Annotated in this window: 21 protein-coding genes; all 21 read left to right on the top strand. The window is 33.9% G+C overall.

The window, feature by feature from the left end; genetic code table 11:
- The first annotated feature begins 35 nt into the window (after positions 1–35).
- The 21 genes from HUE87_RS08730 (at position 36) to atpA (ending at position 16,108) form a co-directional block, all read left to right on the top strand.
- Entirely contained in the window at positions 36–677 is a 642-nt protein-coding gene (locus HUE87_RS08730; RefSeq protein WP_194365898.1) for a hypothetical protein, read from the top strand.
- A 139-nt stretch (positions 678–816) separates the two neighbouring features.
- A complete protein-coding gene (gene hypB, locus HUE87_RS08725) occupies positions 817–1,596 on the top strand; it encodes a hydrogenase nickel incorporation protein HypB (protein WP_194365895.1) in 780 nt (259 codons plus the stop codon).
- Positions 1,596–1,886 carry a HypC/HybG/HupF family hydrogenase formation chaperone gene (locus HUE87_RS08720; RefSeq protein ID WP_194365894.1) on the top strand — a complete coding sequence of 97 codons (291 nt, stop codon included), beginning with the start codon at positions 1,596–1,598 and terminating at the stop codon, positions 1,884–1,886. Before hypB ends, HUE87_RS08720 begins: the two co-directional genes overlap by 1 nt.
- A 1-nt stretch (position 1,887) precedes the next feature.
- A complete protein-coding gene (gene hypD, locus HUE87_RS08715; RefSeq protein ID WP_194365892.1) occupies positions 1,888–3,006 on the top strand; it encodes a hydrogenase formation protein HypD in 1,119 nt (372 codons plus the stop codon).
- On the top strand, positions 3,006–4,184 hold the full coding sequence (locus HUE87_RS08710) for an McrC family protein (RefSeq protein WP_229855107.1): 1,179 nt from the start codon (positions 3,006–3,008) through the stop codon (positions 4,182–4,184). Before hypD ends, HUE87_RS08710 begins: the two co-directional genes overlap by 1 nt.
- On the top strand, positions 4,181–5,482 hold the full coding sequence (locus tag HUE87_RS08705; protein ID WP_194365889.1) for an McrB family protein: 1,302 nt from the start codon (positions 4,181–4,183) through the stop codon (positions 5,480–5,482). The genes HUE87_RS08710 and HUE87_RS08705 overlap by 4 nt, the downstream gene beginning before the upstream one ends.
- Entirely contained in the window at positions 5,475–5,726 is a 252-nt protein-coding gene (locus HUE87_RS08700; protein WP_194365887.1) for a VF530 family protein, read from the top strand. Before HUE87_RS08705 ends, HUE87_RS08700 begins: the two co-directional genes overlap by 8 nt.
- Entirely contained in the window at positions 5,719–6,717 is a 999-nt protein-coding gene (gene hypE / locus HUE87_RS08695) for a hydrogenase expression/formation protein HypE (RefSeq protein ID WP_194365885.1), read from the top strand. The genes HUE87_RS08700 and hypE overlap by 8 nt, the downstream gene beginning before the upstream one ends.
- 13 nt (positions 6,718–6,730) lie before the next feature.
- On the top strand, positions 6,731–7,072 hold the full coding sequence (gene hypA, locus HUE87_RS08690) for a hydrogenase/urease nickel incorporation protein HypA (RefSeq protein WP_194365884.1): 342 nt from the start codon (positions 6,731–6,733) through the stop codon (positions 7,070–7,072).
- 94 nt (positions 7,073–7,166) lie between these two features.
- A complete protein-coding gene (rplU, locus tag HUE87_RS08685; protein ID WP_194365882.1) occupies positions 7,167–7,475 on the top strand; it encodes a 50S ribosomal protein L21 in 309 nt (102 codons plus the stop codon).
- A 32-nt stretch (positions 7,476–7,507) separates the two neighbouring features.
- Complete coding sequence (gene rpmA / locus HUE87_RS08680; protein WP_194365880.1) at positions 7,508–7,765, top strand: 50S ribosomal protein L27; 258 nt, start codon at positions 7,508–7,510, stop codon at positions 7,763–7,765.
- Between the two features lie 209 nt (positions 7,766–7,974).
- Positions 7,975–9,084 (top strand): GTPase ObgE, encoded by a 1,110-nt coding sequence (gene obgE, locus HUE87_RS08675; RefSeq protein WP_194365878.1) that lies wholly within the window; start codon positions 7,975–7,977, stop codon positions 9,082–9,084.
- On the top strand, positions 9,085–9,855 hold the full coding sequence (gene proB, locus HUE87_RS08670) for a glutamate 5-kinase (protein WP_194365876.1): 771 nt from the start codon (positions 9,085–9,087) through the stop codon (positions 9,853–9,855).
- Positions 9,852–10,760, top strand: a complete 909-nt coding sequence (fmt, locus tag HUE87_RS08665) for a methionyl-tRNA formyltransferase (protein WP_194365874.1) — start codon at positions 9,852–9,854, stop codon at positions 10,758–10,760. Before proB ends, fmt begins: the two co-directional genes overlap by 4 nt.
- Positions 10,741–11,376: a biotin--[acetyl-CoA-carboxylase] ligase gene (locus HUE87_RS08660; protein ID WP_194365872.1), complete on the top strand. Its 636-nt coding sequence runs from the start codon at positions 10,741–10,743 to the stop codon at positions 11,374–11,376. Before fmt ends, HUE87_RS08660 begins: the two co-directional genes overlap by 20 nt.
- Complete coding sequence (locus HUE87_RS08655; RefSeq protein WP_194365870.1) at positions 11,373–12,158, top strand: ParA family protein; 786 nt, start codon at positions 11,373–11,375, stop codon at positions 12,156–12,158. The genes HUE87_RS08660 and HUE87_RS08655 overlap by 4 nt, the downstream gene beginning before the upstream one ends.
- The gene (locus tag HUE87_RS08650) at positions 12,155–12,994 is read left to right on the top strand and encodes a ParB/RepB/Spo0J family partition protein (RefSeq protein WP_194365869.1); all 840 of its coding nucleotides are present in this window, start codon (positions 12,155–12,157) and stop codon (positions 12,992–12,994) included. Before HUE87_RS08655 ends, HUE87_RS08650 begins: the two co-directional genes overlap by 4 nt.
- A 96-nt stretch (positions 12,995–13,090) precedes the next feature.
- The gene (locus HUE87_RS08645) at positions 13,091–13,513 is read left to right on the top strand and encodes a FoF1 ATP synthase subunit B' (RefSeq protein WP_194365867.1); all 423 of its coding nucleotides are present in this window, start codon (positions 13,091–13,093) and stop codon (positions 13,511–13,513) included.
- Positions 13,514–13,522: 9 nt separating this feature from the next.
- On the top strand, positions 13,523–14,035 hold the full coding sequence (locus HUE87_RS08640; RefSeq protein WP_194365865.1) for a F0F1 ATP synthase subunit B: 513 nt from the start codon (positions 13,523–13,525) through the stop codon (positions 14,033–14,035).
- Positions 14,036–14,569 carry a F0F1 ATP synthase subunit delta gene (locus tag HUE87_RS08635; RefSeq protein WP_194365863.1) on the top strand — a complete coding sequence of 178 codons (534 nt, stop codon included), beginning with the start codon at positions 14,036–14,038 and terminating at the stop codon, positions 14,567–14,569. It begins immediately after the preceding gene.
- Positions 14,570–14,590: 21 nt separating this feature from the next.
- Positions 14,591–16,108, top strand: a complete 1,518-nt coding sequence (gene atpA / locus HUE87_RS08630) for a F0F1 ATP synthase subunit alpha (protein ID WP_194365861.1) — start codon at positions 14,591–14,593, stop codon at positions 16,106–16,108.
- Positions 16,109–16,116 lie beyond the last annotated feature (8 nt).

Here is a 16,116-nt window from a genome sequence, read left to right as displayed (position 1 = left end):
AGAATATGAATACATATTCACTACTAGGATTAGATATGGAAAACGTAGGATTGCTTCTTGTTTTTTGGTATGGTGTTTTGCATGCATTCGGACCTGATCATTTGAGTGCTATTGCAGACTTTTCAATAGGAAAGAACAAAAAGAAAACTATGATGATAACGGTTTTATTTGCCGTCGGTCATGGTCTCACACTTTTTATATTTGCAAAAATTTTAGAGAGTTACCATATCAGTGAAAATATTCTGGGTTTCGGAGATGTCATATCGTCATCTGTTATTTTGGCGATGGGTGTTTATCTGCTTTATATGGTTTACAGCGACCAAATCCAGCTGAAAACACATATACATCATGGAAAAGAGCATTTGCATATCTGGTTTGGAAGAGAACACAGCCATGGAAACGGTGACACCGCTTCAGCATTTACTGTTGGAGCCTTAATGGGGATTGGCGGAGTCAGAGGGATGCTTGTAACTCTTGGGCTTATAGAGGGAAACAGCCTTGATTTGGTAATGGTTTTAGTATTTGGTTTGGGTGTAATGGCCGTATTTGTAAGTTTTGGTACAGTAATATTGTATATTAATAAAAATCTATTAAATTCAAAACAAAATGTAAGAAGAGTATTTACAACAGCAGGTTTAATTTCAGTAGTTGTAGGCTCTAATATGCTCGTAGGATAAAAAAGAAACATAAGTGTTGATGGACCTCCTGTCGAAGGAAACCAAGAGTTAACGTAGTTAGCGGAATTACTTCCGATAACGTGGCAAAATAGATGAAAGGTTTCTTTCATTTTATAAAATAAAATTAAGGATAAATAATATGTGTAAAGATTGCGGTTGCAGTATAACAGATTCACAGGCTCATACTCATGAGCATAGTCACTCTCACAAAAATTCAAGTGAGCATCAAGGTGCGCACCAACACCTACATGACAATCCACAGCTAAATGATCCAAAAACCATCTCTATAATCACTAAAATTTTAGATAAAAATGACCACGAAGCAGGGCACAACAGAGAGCATTTTAACTCTAAGGGCGTGTTGTGTATAAATCTTATGAGTTCTCCAGGGAGCGGAAAGACAGCTCTTCTTGAGTCTCTCTCAGATATTGCTGAGTTTAAATTTGGTGTAGTTGAGGGGGATTTAGAGACTTCTCGTGATGCAGACAGACTTAAAGCAAAAGGGATAGAAGCTCACCAGATTCAAACAGGTTCTGCATGTCATCTTGATGCGTTTATGGTTCACAAAGCTCTTCACCATATGGATTTGGACAATATGGATGTATGTTTTATAGAGAATGTAGGAAACCTCGTGTGTCCAGCCTCTTATGATGTCGGAAGCCACCTAAATATAGTTTTGGTAAGTATTCCAGAGGGTGAGGATAAAATAGCCAAATATCCGGTTATGTTTAGAACTGCCGACTTGATTCTTTTTACTAAAACAGATTTACTTCCATACTTTGAGTATGACATGCAAAAAGAGAAAGAGATGGCAAGAAAACTAAAACCGAGCGTAGACATTATGGAAGTAAGCACTAAAGACGAAGAGAGCATTAAAAAAGTCGCTTCTTGGATTAAGTTTAAAATGGAGATGAGATAATGTGTCTTTCAATACCCTCAAAAGTAGTTAAAATAGACAAAGAAAATGGCGTTGCAACGGTTGACACTATGGGCGTGCAAAGAGCTGCCAGTTTAGACTTGGTAAGTGAAGAGGATATAAAGATTGGTGATTATGTACTTTTGCACATCGGCTTTGTTATGAACAAGATTGATGAAGCAGACGCTTTGGATAGTTTGGAGCTTTATAAAGAGATAATTGCCGCCATGAATGAAGAAGATAGGCAAATGGCAATTTTAGAAGACGATGAGTGTCCAAACAGAGGCGAGTAATATGAGTTTAGAGCTTAAAAATTTATATGACAACTTTAGAGATGCAGACACCATAAAAGCTTATGCAAAAATCATAAAAGAAGATGCAAAGAAGTTAAATAATCCTATAAATATTATGGAAGTTTGCGGCGGACATACCCATACTATTATGAAGTATGGAATTCTCCAACTTTTACCTAAGAATATAAAGTTTATTCATGGTCCGGGTTGTCCTGTTTGTATAATGCCAAAAGAGAGAATCGACCATGCTTATGTACTAAGTATGCAAGAGGATGTGATACTTGTAACACTAGGCGATATGATTAAAGTTCCAGGAAGCAGTGGAAGCCTTCAAGATGCAAGGAGCAAGGGAGCCGATGTACGTTTTGTATACTCTCCTCTGGATTGTCTCAAAATTGCCCAAGAGAACCCAACAAAAACTATAATCTTTTTTGCCATAGGCTTTGAGACAACTACTCCTATGACAGCAGCTCTTCTTGATACGGTAATAAAAAAAGGTGTAAAAAACATTTTCTTACATGTAAACCATGTAACAGTTCCAGAGGCTATGTCTGCTCTGCTCGCCGACAAAGAGAACAAGATAGACGCTTTTTTAGGACCCTCACATGTAAGCGTAATTAGTGGGAGTAAAATATATGAAGAGTTCCCAAGAGATTACAATAAACCTGTAGTTGTTTCAGGTTTTGAGCCAGTTGATGTTATGCAGTCAATAAGTATGATAGTAAAACAGTTTATAGAAGATAGATGCGAGCTAGAAGTTGAGTATAAAAGAGCAGTCACTTATGATGGAAATATAAAAGCACAAGAGCTTATAAACAAGTATTTTGAAAAAGTTGAGCATTTTAGATGGAGAGGCTTAGGTGATATTCCTAAAAGCGGGTTGAAGCTAAGAGATGAGTATAAAGAGTATAATGCAGAAGAAATTTATAGTGAGATTTTGCCGAGCCAAAAGATAGACGACCATAAACTATGCATATGCGGCGATATACTAAGAGGTCTTGCAAATCCTGTTGAGTGTAGTATATTTGGCACAGCATGTAAGCCATCTTCACCTGTAGGAAGCTGCATGGTAAGCAGTGAAGGTGCTTGTGCAGCGTACTATAAATATGGGAACCTTTGATGAATACTATTTATGAATATAGCGAAGTAAAAGATGAAAAATTAAAAAAGCACATCATAGATACTCCGCTGCTTCATAAATATTTTAAACTTGATTGGAATATTTTAAAATCACAACAGTATTGCGGAATATTAAACTATGACAATCAAGATTTTTATCTGCTTCCAAAAGTAGCGAATAGCGGTTGCGAAGCAAACTTTCCTCGAAAAATAGCAGACAATAACGATGAAAAAAATCTTGATATTTTCATCTACATGTTGATGTATGCTTATGACGTAAAACTTGAAAATGAAGATATAGCTTCTTGCAAAAATGAAAAACATAACATCTTAGAAGTTTTTATACAACTTTTTGCACAAAGGTTGTTTAAAGAGTTCAAACGAGGCATTTACAAAGAGTATATAACCGAGCAGGATAATCTCACGACCCTTAGAGGCAAATATCTTATAAATGAAAATCTTAAATATAATCATATAAAAAATAAAATCTACTGCGAATATGATGAATTTAGCGAGAATAATGAGCTAAATCAGTTTTTTTTATTTGCCGTAAAAACTTTAGTAAATTACACAAAAAACAAAAAACTTTTAAAACATTGTGAGCTTGTACTAGATGAGGTAGAGTTTAAAACTTTTGACATAAATAATCTACATGTACATTTTAACAGACTAAACAACAGGTTCAAAGATAGTTTTGAGTTTGCACTTTTGCTCTTAAACAAATCAATTCCGCTCTTTGCAAAAGATAAAAAAAGTTTTGCGTTCTTGTTTGACATGAATGTTCTTTTTGAGAGGTTTGTCGGCAAGATGGTAAAAGAGCTTGAACCCGCAACACTGCTTCAAAGCTGTGACACATACGGAGATCTGATTTTAAAACCTGATATTATTGTAAAAGATTTGATAATAGACACTAAATATAAAAAGCTTGGTGCAAAAAATGATATAAAAAGAGATGACAAGTTTCAGATGTTCGTTTATGGAAAAAACTATCATATAACAAATACAATGCTTCTCTATCCGAAACATCTGGAGCATTTTGATTATGATTTGGTTTTAGGGGAAAAGGGCGAGGAAGTAAAAATGAAAGTAAAGAGTTTGGATTTGTGGTTTGATGGGTGCGGTGGTTATAAAGAGTATATTGAAGAGATTAAAATTAGAATAACGGAGATTGTAAAATGAAAGTAATATTCAACAATAAAGAATACAGAAAAAATGGTAATGTAGTAGGTAATGATGGAGATGGTTTAGGAAGACTTTGTTTTGATATTTTCAAATATTACTTAAGTATGAATCCTGGTAAAACATATAAAGAATTGCAAGATACATTTAATGTCTCAACTATTCATAAGCAGTTATCTGGTCAAAATAGTCAACGGAAAGTTATTTTTAATGAAGCAGATTTTCAAAATTGGTTCGATAATCATGCAAATAATGATAGTAAAAAAAATGAAAGGTATTTTGGAAAAGGAAACTATGGAAATCCAATTGAATACAACAGTGAAAAATTATATTTTACTACTCAATGGGGGAATAGAGATGGGAATATTGATAAAATGATTAATTTTGCAAAGCAACAAAGCTTTAATATCAATATCTTAGATAATCATGATGGAGAAGAACCAGAACTCGAGTTTCCTGAAATCAAAAACATAATCCTCTACGGTGCACCTGGAGTTGGAAAAACTCATAACTATAAAAAAATTGTGGCACTTATTGAGGGTGGTGATTTTTTAGAAAATAAAATTTTTGATTTTATTATCAATAATAAAGATGATGAAATTGAAGAAGGCAGTATTGATAGATTATTTAAACAAGTTAAAGATGAGAAACGAGTCGAGTTTATAACATTTCATCAAAGCTACTCTTATGAAGATTTTATAGAGGGTTTTAGACCAAGTGTGAGCGGAAATATTGAGCTAAAAGATGGAATATTTAAAAAACTATGTAGTGGTGCAGAAAAATCTGATAAAAACTTCTACATAGTCATAGACGAAATAAACAGAGGAAATATCTCTAAAATCTTTGGAGAGCTTATCACACTCATAGAAGAGGATAAAAGAGATGTTTATGAAGTGACGCTTCCATACTCAAAAGAAAAGTTCAAAGTTCCATCAAATCTTTATATAATTGCTACGATGAATTCAACGGATAAATCTATCGCAACTATAGATATAGCCTTGAGAAGAAGATTTACATTTTTAAAGATGAAGCCAAATGAAAATCTAATCTTACATGTAGAAGCAAAAAAACTCTTTAATGACTTAAATAAATTTATAAAAGAGAATCTAAATGAAGACTACATGTTAGGACATAGTTACTTTATGAAAATACAAACTACAGAAGATTTGGAGTTTACAAAAGAGTATAAAATCAAACCACTTTTAGAAGAATATTTTTATGCTGATGAAGATAACTACAACAAAGCAATAAAAATCTTTGAAACTACAACCACACAAGAGGAAGAGAACAATGAGTGAGCAAGAAAAAAACAAAAACAATCCATTACACGGTGTAAAACTACAAGATATCTTAGAGTCGCTTGTTAAGCATTACGGGTGGAAGAAGTTGGGGCAACTTATAGATATAAGATGCTTTTTATTTGACCAAACTATAAACTCAAGCCTGAAGTTTTTAAGAAAGACACCATGGGCTAGAAAAAAAGTTGAAGATTTGTATCTTGGCACTAAGAATACCTCAAATAAAGAAAATACAAATGAATAAAACAATCACTCTTGCTCAGGGAAACGGCGGAGAAGAGAACAACGAGCTTATCTCTAAAGTTTTTTACAAAGCATTTAAGAACGATATATTAGAAAAAAGCGAAGATGCGGCAATTATTCATAATGGAGAGTTGGCATTTTCAACCGACAGCTTTACTGTTAGTCCACTTTTCTTTGCCGGAGCCGACATAGGCAAGCTTGCGGTTTGTGGTACATGTAACGATTTGGCTATGATGGGGGCAAAGCCAAAATACCTTACATGTAGCGTTATTATAGAGGAGGGATTCTCAACTTCTGAACTTGAACTTATTGTAAGCAGTATGAAAAAGGAACTTGAGGTAAACGGTGCTATTGTAGTAAGCGGCGATACAAAGGTTGTACCTCGTGGAAGTGTTGATAAGATTTTTATAAACACTACTGGCATTGGTGAGGTTATAAAAAAAGGTATCAGCTCGAACAACATCACTCAGGATGATTTAATTATAGTAAACCGTGATATCGGTTGTCACGGTGCAACTATTTTTTCAGCTCGTGAAGGTATTGAGATGAGCAGCTCTTTAAAAAGCGATTGTGAATCATTGTTTGCTCAAGTAAAGGCTCTAATAGATGCAAATATAAATATAACCGCTATGAGAGATGCAACAAGAGGTGGAGTGAGTGCTGTTTTAAATGAGTGGTCTAGGCAGTCAAACATTTGTATAGAAGTACAAGAAGATAAAATCCCTGTAAGTGATGAGGTAGTAGGTATTTGTGAGATGCTTGGCTTTGAGGCAACTGCTTTGGCAAATGAGGGAACTTTCGTACTTGCTATAAACAAAGAGGATGCACAAAAAGCGGTAGAGATTTTAAAAACATTTCAAAACTGCTCAAACGCTACTATTATAGGTAAGGTGACAGATAGACATTTAAAAAGGGTAATCTTAAATAGCAGTTTTGGAACTTCAAGATTTTTAGAGACGCCTAGCGGTGAGCTGCTTCCAAGAATTTGCTAAAAGGATATTGTGAATGCATGAATATAGTATAGTTCAATCTCTTTTAGACTCATGTGATGAGAATGCAAAAGCTAACAATGCTACAAAGGTGATTAAGGTTGTTATAAAGATAGGTGTAATGAGTGGAGTAGAACCAGAGCTTTTAAAAACTGCCTTTGATACATTTAAAGAACAAACCATATGTGAAGATGCAGAATTTATTATAAATATCCAAAGTGTTATTGTAAAATGTAACAGTTGTTTAATCGAATCTACACTTAAAAAACTAGAGTATACTTGCCCAAAATGCAAGAGTACAGAATTATCAATACTTGATGGTGAAGATATGTATTTGATGCAGTTAGAACTAGAATAAGTACTTTGTTTGAATATTGGTAAAGGATTAAATAAAACTTAAAGCTAATTTAGATATAATTCCGGACTTTTTAGATATATTTAAGGAATTGTATATGTACGCAATTATCAAAAACGGCGGTAAGCAATATAAAGTTCAAGAGGGTGATGTTTTATTATTAGATAAAATGTCTCTTGAGCCTAAAGCTATCATCGAAATTAATGAAGTTCTAGCTGTTAACGCAGGCGAACTTAAAATGGGAGCTCCTTATGTTGATGGAGCTGTAGTAACTGCTGAAGTGATCAATGAAGGTCGTGACAGAAAAGTAGTTATCTTCAAAAAACGTCGTCGTAAAGACAGTAAAGTAAAAAGAGGTTTCAGAAGAGACTTCACTCGTGTTCGTATCACGAAAATAGCTGCATAATAGCAAGCTTATAATTAAGTAGGAGATTTCAGATGGCACATAAGAAAGGTCAGGGAAGTACACAGAATAATCGTGACTCAGCTGGTAGAAGACTTGGAGTTAAAAAGTATGGTGGTGAGGTAGTAATACCTGGTAACATCATTATTCGCCAAAGAGGAACTAAAGTTCATCCTGGTAAAAATGTTGGTATGGGTAAAGATCATACTTTATTTGCACTAATTGAAGGCGTAGTTACTTTTGAAAGAAAAGACAAAAAACGTCAACAAGTTTCAGTAATACCTGCTGCATAATTCTACAATATTTGGGCAATGTCCCAAATATTTTCCGCTTCACAATGGGTTTTACACCTAAACAATATAAAAATATTTAACAATTTACTATTTTAAAATCAAGTGAATTTTTAAGTTTTTAAATATTAAGTTTAATATCGATTTCTAATTTTTTCTTAGAAATCTTACACGGATAGTTACTAGCTAAAGAAAAATCAGAAGGAGAGCACTTGTTTACAGATAGTGTCGAATTAACAATTTCATCAGGAAAAGGTGGACAAGGGTGTGTAGCATTTCGTCGTGAAAAGTTTGTTCTAAATGGCGGACCAAACGGTGGGGATGGTGGAAAAGGTGGAGATGTTTGGTTTAGATGCGACAACAATACACATACTCTCTCACATTTTCAGAAAAAAATGCACATCAAAGCAGATGGCGGAGTTCCTGGTGCTGGCTCACTTATGACTGGAAAATCTGGTCTTAAAAAAATCATTATTGTTCCACCAGGTACACAGATATTAGATCTTGAAACAGGTGATGTTCTTTTTGATATGCTAGAACATGGTAAAGAGGTGTTATTTATAGAAGGTGGAAAAGGCGGACTTGGTAATGTTCACTTTAAGAGTTCTACTAACCAAAGACCAACTTACGCACAACCTGGTGAAAAGGGTGAAACAAGAAAAATCAAGTTAGATTTAAAACTTATTGCAGATGTTGGTTTGGTTGGCTTTCCTAATGTTGGAAAATCTACTCTTATCTCTACTGTTTCAAATGCTCGTCCAGAGATTGCAAACTATGAGTTTACTACACTTACACCAAAGCTTGGTCAAGTGAATATTGGTGATTTCGAATCATTTGTTATGGCTGACATTCCTGGTATTATCGGTGGCGCTCACGAGGGTAAAGGTCTTGGAATTCAGTTTTTAAGACATATTGAGAGAACAAAAACGCTTCTGTATATGGTTGATTTGGCCTCTTACAGAGACTTGAAAGAGCAGATTGAAACTCTTAAAAATGAGATATCATCATTTTCTGAAATATTAGGTACAAATCAATATGCTATCGCACTTACAAGACTAGATGTCGTTCCTCCGGACGAATTAAACGATTTAGTAAATGGTTTCTTAGAGCTTATTGGAGTTAAAGCTAATAAAAGCAGTGAATTTAACTTTGATGATTCAATGCCTTACTTTATTCAAGAGAGCGCAGATGAAACTCTAGGGTATGATAGAACTCTTCCATATTTTGTTGCACCAATATCTTCTGCTATTAATAAAAATATTGAACCTCTTAAATACTCTCTATTTAATTTAGTACATACAAACAGAAGTGATGCGCGATAAATGAAACGAATTGTTGTTAAAGTTGGTAGTGCTGTTTTAACACAAAATGAATCAATTGCTCTTGAGCGGATGAGAGCATTGGTCGATTTTTTAGCAGAGTTGAAAAAGAGTTCTGAAGTTATACTAGTTTCATCAGGTGCAGTTGCAGCTGGATATACAGCATTAAAATTAGACAGAAGTGTATTGCAGAACAAACAAGCTTTAGCATCTATCGGTCAACCGATACTAATGGACAAATATAGTAAAAAATTCGCAACTCACAATATACTTTCGGCTCAAGTGTTGGTTACTGCTGCAAATTTACAAAGAGAAGATGAGATACAAAGAATTAAAGATACTGTAGATACTCTTATCTCAAATGGTGTTATTCCAATTATTAATGAGAATGATGCAACATCTACAAAAGAACTTGTTGTTGGGGATAATGATCAGTTATCAGCTTATATAACAAAACATACCGATTCTGATTTGCTTATAATCCTTTCTGATATAGATGGTTACTATGACAGTGATCCAAGAGAAAACAAAGATGCAAAAGTGCTAAAAATTGTAAATTCTATTGATAAAAATGAGCTTCAAAAAGATGCAACACCTCACGGCGCTTTTGCTACAGGCGGAATTTTGACTAAATTAAAAGCTGCTGATTACCTTTTAACCAATTCAATAGATATGTTTTTATCTAGCGGATTTGATTTGAGCGACATTAAAAGCTACATGTTGGACGAAAAATATACCGGCGGAACACTATTTACAAAAGGCAAAGATAATTGAAGATAATTTTTATGGGTACGCCTGATTATGCAAAGGCTATACTGCAAAAAATTATAAATACAAAAGATATGCAAGTGGTTGCAGTTTATACTCAGCCAGATAAACCTGTCGGAAGAAAAAAAGTTATGACTCCGCCAGAAGTAAAGACTCTTGCATTGGAAAATGACATTGACGTTTTTCAGCCAAATAGACTTCGTGATGAGTCTGTAGTAAAAGAGCTTCTTAAAATAGAGTGTGATTATATTGTTGTTGCCGCATATGGACAGATACTTCCACTTGAGATTTTACAACACGCCCCATGCATAAACTTACATGCATCTATACTACCTCAATATAGAGGAGCAAGTCCAATTCAGCAAACTCTTCTCAATGGTGACATCAAAACGGGTGTTACTGCAATGCTTATGGATGTTGGTTTGGACACTGGTGATATTATTAAAATTAAAGAGATTGATGTTAATAATACTGAAATGGTAGAGTCTTTGTTTGATAGACTTACTGATGTTGCATGTGCCTTAACAATAGATGTATTGCAAAACTTTAGTTTATATCCACATGTTAAGCAAGATGATTCTCTATCTTCTCACTGTAGCAAAATTACAAAAGAAGATGGTGAAGTTGAGTTTAAAGATGCCACCACACTTTACAATAAATATCGTGCATTTACACCATGGCCTGGCGTTTATTTAAGTAGTAGATTAAAGTTAAAAAATATTGAATTTATAGAGGCTCAGAGTGAAAATGAGGCCGGAAAAATTCTACATGTAGATAAAAACAGTATTGTAGTTGGATGCGAAAATGGAACTCTTAGAATTTTAAGAGTTCAGCCACAATCTAAAAATGAGATGGATATATTATCTTATATAAATGGTAAAAGATTAACCGTTGCAGATACTCTCTCTTGATAGTATAAATTCAACTCAAAATTATTTAAAAGAGTTAGTAAAACAAAATAAAGTTACCACTCCTTTGGCAGTTGTAGCCAAAACTCAAACAAATGGCATAGGCAGCAGAGAAAATTCTTGGAACGGCATGGATGGAAATCTTTTTCTCTCTTTTGCTATATCATTAAACAAGCTTCCAAAAGATTTAAAACTAGAATCTGCTTCTATATATTTTGCTTATATATTAAAAGAGACATTAGCAGAATTGGATTCTAAGGTTTGGTTAAAATGGCCAAATGATTTTTATATAGATAATAAAAAAATTGGTGGAATGATCACACATGTAGTCAAAGAGACTCTTATTTGTGGAGTCGGTTTAAATATACAAAATTCTCCTGAAAATTTTGAAAAATTAGATATTAAAATAAGTATAGATAAACTATTGAATAAGTATTTCGAAAGTGTTGAGAAAAATGTTTTATGGAAGCAAGTTTTTAGTAACTATCAGATAGAATTCCATAAGAACAAAAACTTTTTTACACATAAAAATAATTTAAAAATTTCTTTAAAAGATGTTATCCTGCAAAGTGATGGCTCTATAATAAGTGATGGCGAGAGGATATATAGTCTAAGATGAGCGAAGTAATAGTAATTGCAAATCAAAAAGGTGGTGTTGGCAAAACAACAACTGCTGTAAACCTGGCTGCCTCTCTTGCTGTTGCAGAAAAAAAAGTACTTTTAATAGACTCTGATCCACAGGCAAATGCCACTACATCTTTGGGCTTTCACAGAAATGATTATGAGTTTAACATATATCATGTATTAATAGGAACAAAAAAACTAAAAGATATAATTTTAAAGTCTGAATTACCGACCCTGCATTTGGCTCCATCAAATATTGGTTTAGTTGGAATTGAAAAAGAGTATTATGATGCGGATAAGGCACAGGGGCGTGAACTAGTGCTTAAGAAGGCTATTTCTAATGTACTGAAGGATTATGACTATATCATTATAGATTCCCCTCCAGCACTTGGACCAATGACTATTAATGCTCTTTCGGCTTCAAATTCTGTAATAATACCAATACAGTGTGAATTCTTTGCACTTGAAGGCCTTGCGCAACTTTTAAATACTATAAAACTTGTAAGAAAGTCTATAAATCCAAAACTTAGAGTAAGAGGTTTTTTGCCAACTATGTTTAGTTCTCAAAATAATCTTTCCAAGCAAGTTTTTGCTGATTTAAAACAACATTTCAAAAGTAAACTTTTCCAAAGTAAAGATGGCAAAATAATTGTTGTTCCAAGAAATGTAAAGTTAGCTGAATCACCATCATTTGGTAAACCGGCAATTTTATACGATGTGAAATCAAGTGGCTCGATTTCATACCAAAATTTAGCACAAGCGATAATAGAACAATGAAATCACAAAAACTCGGCCGTGGATTAGATGCACTTTTAGGAGAAATGGGTGAAGCCTATGAAAATGAAGGCTCATCAAGAGACTCTATAATAGAAGTTTTAGTTAAAGATGTAAGACCAAACCCTTTTCAACCAAGAAAACATTTTGAGGAAAGTTCTCTTTATGAATTAAGTGAATCAATAAAAAATGACGGTCTTCTTCAACCAATTGTGGTGACAGAAGATATTGATGGATATGTTCTGATTGCAGGAGAAAGAAGACTTCGTGCATCTAAATTGGCAAAACTTAAAACTATTCGTGCCATTATACAAAATAGTGATGAGCAGAAGATGAGACAATTTGCTTTGATTGAGAACATACAAAGAGATGAGTTGAACTCTATTGAATTAGCACACGCCTATGCAGAGTTAATAAAACTTCATAACTTGACCCAAGAAGAACTATCTATAAAGATTAATAAAAACAGAACCCATATAACAAATGCTATTAGACTCTTACAGCTATCTGCGAAAACACAAAGATCTCTAATAGAAAGAAAAATTTCTACAGGGCATGCAAAGGTCATGGTTGGGTTAGATGAAAAGGAGCAACAGTTAATTATAAACTCTATTATTGGACAAAAGTTAAGTGTAAGAGAAGTAGAAACTATGATTAAGAGTATTAAAAACACAAAATCCCAATCTCCTTTTGATAAAAAAGTTGTTTCATATGATTTTACAGATGTCCGAAGTAAATTCTCTGCTCTTGGTTTTAAGATTAAGACATCAAATAAAAGTTTAACAATAGAGTTTAACAATGAATCTCAGGTAAGTGATTTTTTAACTTTTCTTAAATAATAATACTCAAAATAGTATAAATATTAAAATTTATTCTTCTTTTAACAATTCTTTCAATTTTATCATAGTATAATCACGCAACTTTTAGGAGGTGCTATGTTAGATATAAATCCGATATTACTTGTAGCTACATTTATTGTGTTTCTTACACTTATTATCACTCTTAACAGTTGGCTTTACAATCCATTGTTTGCTTATATGAATAAAAGAGATGAAGACATTAAAAAAGACTTGAGTAAAGTCGGTTCTAATGATGATGAAATCAATGAACTTCATGCAAAAGCACAATCAATAATTGATAATGCTAAACTGGAGGCTGCGGCTCTGAGAGAGAAAGTTATTGCAGATGCTAAAGAGTTGGCAGATAGTAAGATAGAGGCAAAGCGTGCTGAATTAGCTAGTCAGTATTTAGAGTTTGAGCGGTCACTTGCTCAATCTCATGAACAATTAACAAATGATTTAAAATCACAAGTTCCATTGTTTAAAGAAGCTGTTAAAGCTAAATTTAGTCAAATATAAGGATGTAATGTGAGTAGAATTATAGTATTAATGATTATGATATCAACAATAGCATTGGCATCTAATGCAGAACATGCAGGTACAGATATAGTTCAAAGAACAGTAAACTTTTTATTATTCGCTGGGCTTGTATGGTATCTTGTTGCAGAACCAGCGAAAAACTATTTTGCATCAAGAAGTCAAGCAATTGCTAACGAGATGCAAAAGGTTCAAGATAAGTTAAAAGAGTCTGTCGCTCTAAAAAAAGAGGTACTAGTGAAAATATCTGATGCAGAGAAATTTGCTACAGACTTACTAGTCTCTTCAAAAAAAGAGAATAAGATTATTAATGACAATATTATGAATCAGTGTGATGTTGATTTAGAAACAATAGTTAAGCAACAAGCAACTTTGTTAGATTTTGAACAGAGAAAGATGGTTCGTAAAGTTGTTGAAGATACACTTGAAGATGTGTTAAGTCAAAGCAGTGATGGTTTTGATAAAGAAGCTATGGCTAATGTCATCCTTAAGAAGGTGGCATAAATGGAAGAGTTAATCGCAAAAAGGTATATAAAAGCTATTAAGAAAAGTTCTGATACGGACTCAATGCAAAATATGGCTTTGATATTTTCTACTATAGCTGAGTCTTTTAATAATCCGAAGTTTCTTCAGATTATTAATAACCCTGATGTTAGCAGAGATCAAAAATCAGAAATTCTTTTGGCAGCCGTTAAATCAGCTAACTCTAAAGATGTTGAGAATTTAATTAAATTACTTGCTGAGCACAATCGTATTAATATTATTCCAACTTTAGCGGAAGTATTGAGAAAAGATATTGCAACTACAAGTAAAAACTATAGTGGTTTCATATACAGCGATAGCGGTATTGATACAAAAACTATAGAAGATTTAAGTAGTGGATTAGGTAAAAAATTTGATTCTACTATATCATTAGAGTTAGTGAAAAGTGACTTCAACGGTATTAAAGTAGATGTTCAAGATCTTGGTATAGAGATAAGTTTCTCTAAATCTAGAATAAACAGTCAAATGATAGAACATATTATAAAAGCAATTTAACTTCAAGAGAGGAGAAATATAGTGGTAGCAAAAATTCAAGCTGATGAAATCAGCTCAATAATTAAAGAGCGTATCGATAACTTTGAACTAAGTGTTGATATTAATGAAACTGGTAAAATAGTTTCTTATGCTGATGGGGTTGCACAGGTTTACGGACTTAGCAATGTTATGGCTGGAGAAATGGTAGAGTTTGACGAGGGTACTCAAGGTTTAGTAATGAATCTTGAAGAGAGCAGAGTAGGTGTTGTTATACTTGGCGGAGGTTCACAACTTAAAGAAGGTATGTCTGTTAAAAGACTTGGTAAACTTCTTAAAGTTCCTGTTGGTGATGCACTACTTGGTCGTGTTGTAAATGCACTTGGTGAGCCAATCGATGGTAAGGGTCCTATAGAGACAACTGAAACTCGTTTCGTTGAAGAAAAAGCACCTGGTATCATGCAGAGAAAATCTGTTCATGAGCCGTTAGCAACTGGTATTAAAGCAATTGATGCATTAGTTCCAATTGGTCGTGGTCAAAGAGAACTTATTATTGGTGATAGACAAACAGGTAAAACAACAGTAGCACTAGACGCTATTATTAACCAAAAAGGTAATGGCGTTGTTTGTATCTATGTTGCAGTAGGTCAAAAAGAGTCAACAGTAGCTCAAATAGTTCGTCGTTTAGAAGAGCATGGTGCATTAGAATATACGATTATTGTGTCTTCTACAGCTGCTGAAGCTGCTGCACTTCAATTTTTAGCTCCATATACTGGTGTTACTATGGGTGAATACTTCCGTGATAACGCTAGACATGGTCTAATTGTATATGATGATTTATCTAAGCATGCAGTTGCATACCGTGAAATGTCACTTATTCTTCGTCGTCCTCCAGGCCGTGAAGCTTATCCAGGTGATGTCTTCTATATTCACTCTCGTCTTCTTGAGAGAGCTGCAAAGCTTTCTGATGAGAAAGGTGCTGGATCGCTTACTGCTCTTCCAATTATTGAGACACAAGCTGGTGATGTTGCGGCATATATTCCAACAAACGTTATCTCAATTACAGATGGTCAGATTTTCCTTGAAACTGAACTATTTAACTCGGGTGTTCGTCCAGCAATTAATGTTGGTCTTTCTGTTTCTCGTGTTGGTGGTGCAGCTCAGATTAAAGCTACTAAGCAAGTTGCTGGTACTTTAAGACTTGATCTTGCTCAATATCGTGAGCTTCAAGCATTTGCACAATTTGCATCTGATCTTGATGAAACATCTCGTAATCAGCTAGAGCGTGGGCAAAGAATGGTAGAAGTTCTTAAGCAGGGACCATTTTCTCCTCTTTCTGCTGAAAAACAAGTTGCTATTATCTTTGCTGGAAATGAAGGTTTCTTAGATGATATGGCTCCATCAAATGTAGTTCGTTTTGAAGCTGAGATGTATCCATTTATTGAAGCATCTTATCCTCAGATTTTTGAGAATATCAGAAGTACTTCTAAAGTAGATGATGATACTAGAACACTATTGAAAAAAGCACTTGAAGAGTTCAAATCTAGCTTTGTAGCTAAGTAAGGAAAACT

It is taken from the genome of Candidatus Sulfurimonas marisnigri (genome assembly GCF_015265475.1).
Lineage (GTDB): Bacteria > Campylobacterota > Campylobacteria > Campylobacterales > Sulfurimonadaceae > Sulfurimonas > Sulfurimonas marisnigri.
This window is presented reverse-complemented; position numbering and strand designations above follow the sequence as displayed.

What these genes read in the sequence shown, in the direction of transcription:
- HUE87_RS08700 (WP_194365887.1), top strand. Translation starts at nt 5,475, where the DNA reads ATGAGTGAGCAAGAAAAAAACAAAAACAATCCATTACACGGTGTAAAA.
- rpmA (WP_194365880.1), top strand. Translation starts at nt 7,508, where the DNA reads ATGGCACATAAGAAAGGTCAGGGAAGTACACAGAATAATCGTGACTCA.
- proB (WP_194365876.1), top strand. Translation starts at nt 9,085, where the DNA reads ATGAAACGAATTGTTGTTAAAGTTGGTAGTGCTGTTTTAACACAAAAT.
- HUE87_RS08645 (WP_194365867.1), top strand. Translation starts at nt 13,091, where the DNA reads ATGTTAGATATAAATCCGATATTACTTGTAGCTACATTTATTGTGTTT.
- hypB (WP_194365895.1), top strand. Translation starts at nt 817, where the DNA reads ATGTGTAAAGATTGCGGTTGCAGTATAACAGATTCACAGGCTCATACT.
- HUE87_RS08635 (WP_194365863.1), top strand. Translation starts at nt 14,036, where the DNA reads ATGGAAGAGTTAATCGCAAAAAGGTATATAAAAGCTATTAAGAAAAGT.
- HUE87_RS08650 (WP_194365869.1), top strand. Translation starts at nt 12,155, where the DNA reads ATGAAATCACAAAAACTCGGCCGTGGATTAGATGCACTTTTAGGAGAA.
- HUE87_RS08655 (WP_194365870.1), top strand. Translation starts at nt 11,373, where the DNA reads ATGAGCGAAGTAATAGTAATTGCAAATCAAAAAGGTGGTGTTGGCAAA.
- hypA (WP_194365884.1), top strand. Translation starts at nt 6,731, where the DNA reads ATGCATGAATATAGTATAGTTCAATCTCTTTTAGACTCATGTGATGAG.
- HUE87_RS08720 (WP_194365894.1), top strand. Translation starts at nt 1,596, where the DNA reads ATGTGTCTTTCAATACCCTCAAAAGTAGTTAAAATAGACAAAGAAAAT.
- hypD (WP_194365892.1), top strand. Translation starts at nt 1,888, where the DNA reads ATGAGTTTAGAGCTTAAAAATTTATATGACAACTTTAGAGATGCAGAC.
- HUE87_RS08730 (WP_194365898.1), top strand. Translation starts at nt 36, where the DNA reads ATGGAAAACGTAGGATTGCTTCTTGTTTTTTGGTATGGTGTTTTGCAT.
- HUE87_RS08705 (WP_194365889.1), top strand. Translation starts at nt 4,181, where the DNA reads ATGAAAGTAATATTCAACAATAAAGAATACAGAAAAAATGGTAATGTA.
- HUE87_RS08710 (WP_229855107.1), top strand. Translation starts at nt 3,006, where the DNA reads ATGAATACTATTTATGAATATAGCGAAGTAAAAGATGAAAAATTAAAA.
- hypE (WP_194365885.1), top strand. Translation starts at nt 5,719, where the DNA reads ATGAATAAAACAATCACTCTTGCTCAGGGAAACGGCGGAGAAGAGAAC.
- rplU (WP_194365882.1), top strand. Translation starts at nt 7,167, where the DNA reads ATGTACGCAATTATCAAAAACGGCGGTAAGCAATATAAAGTTCAAGAG.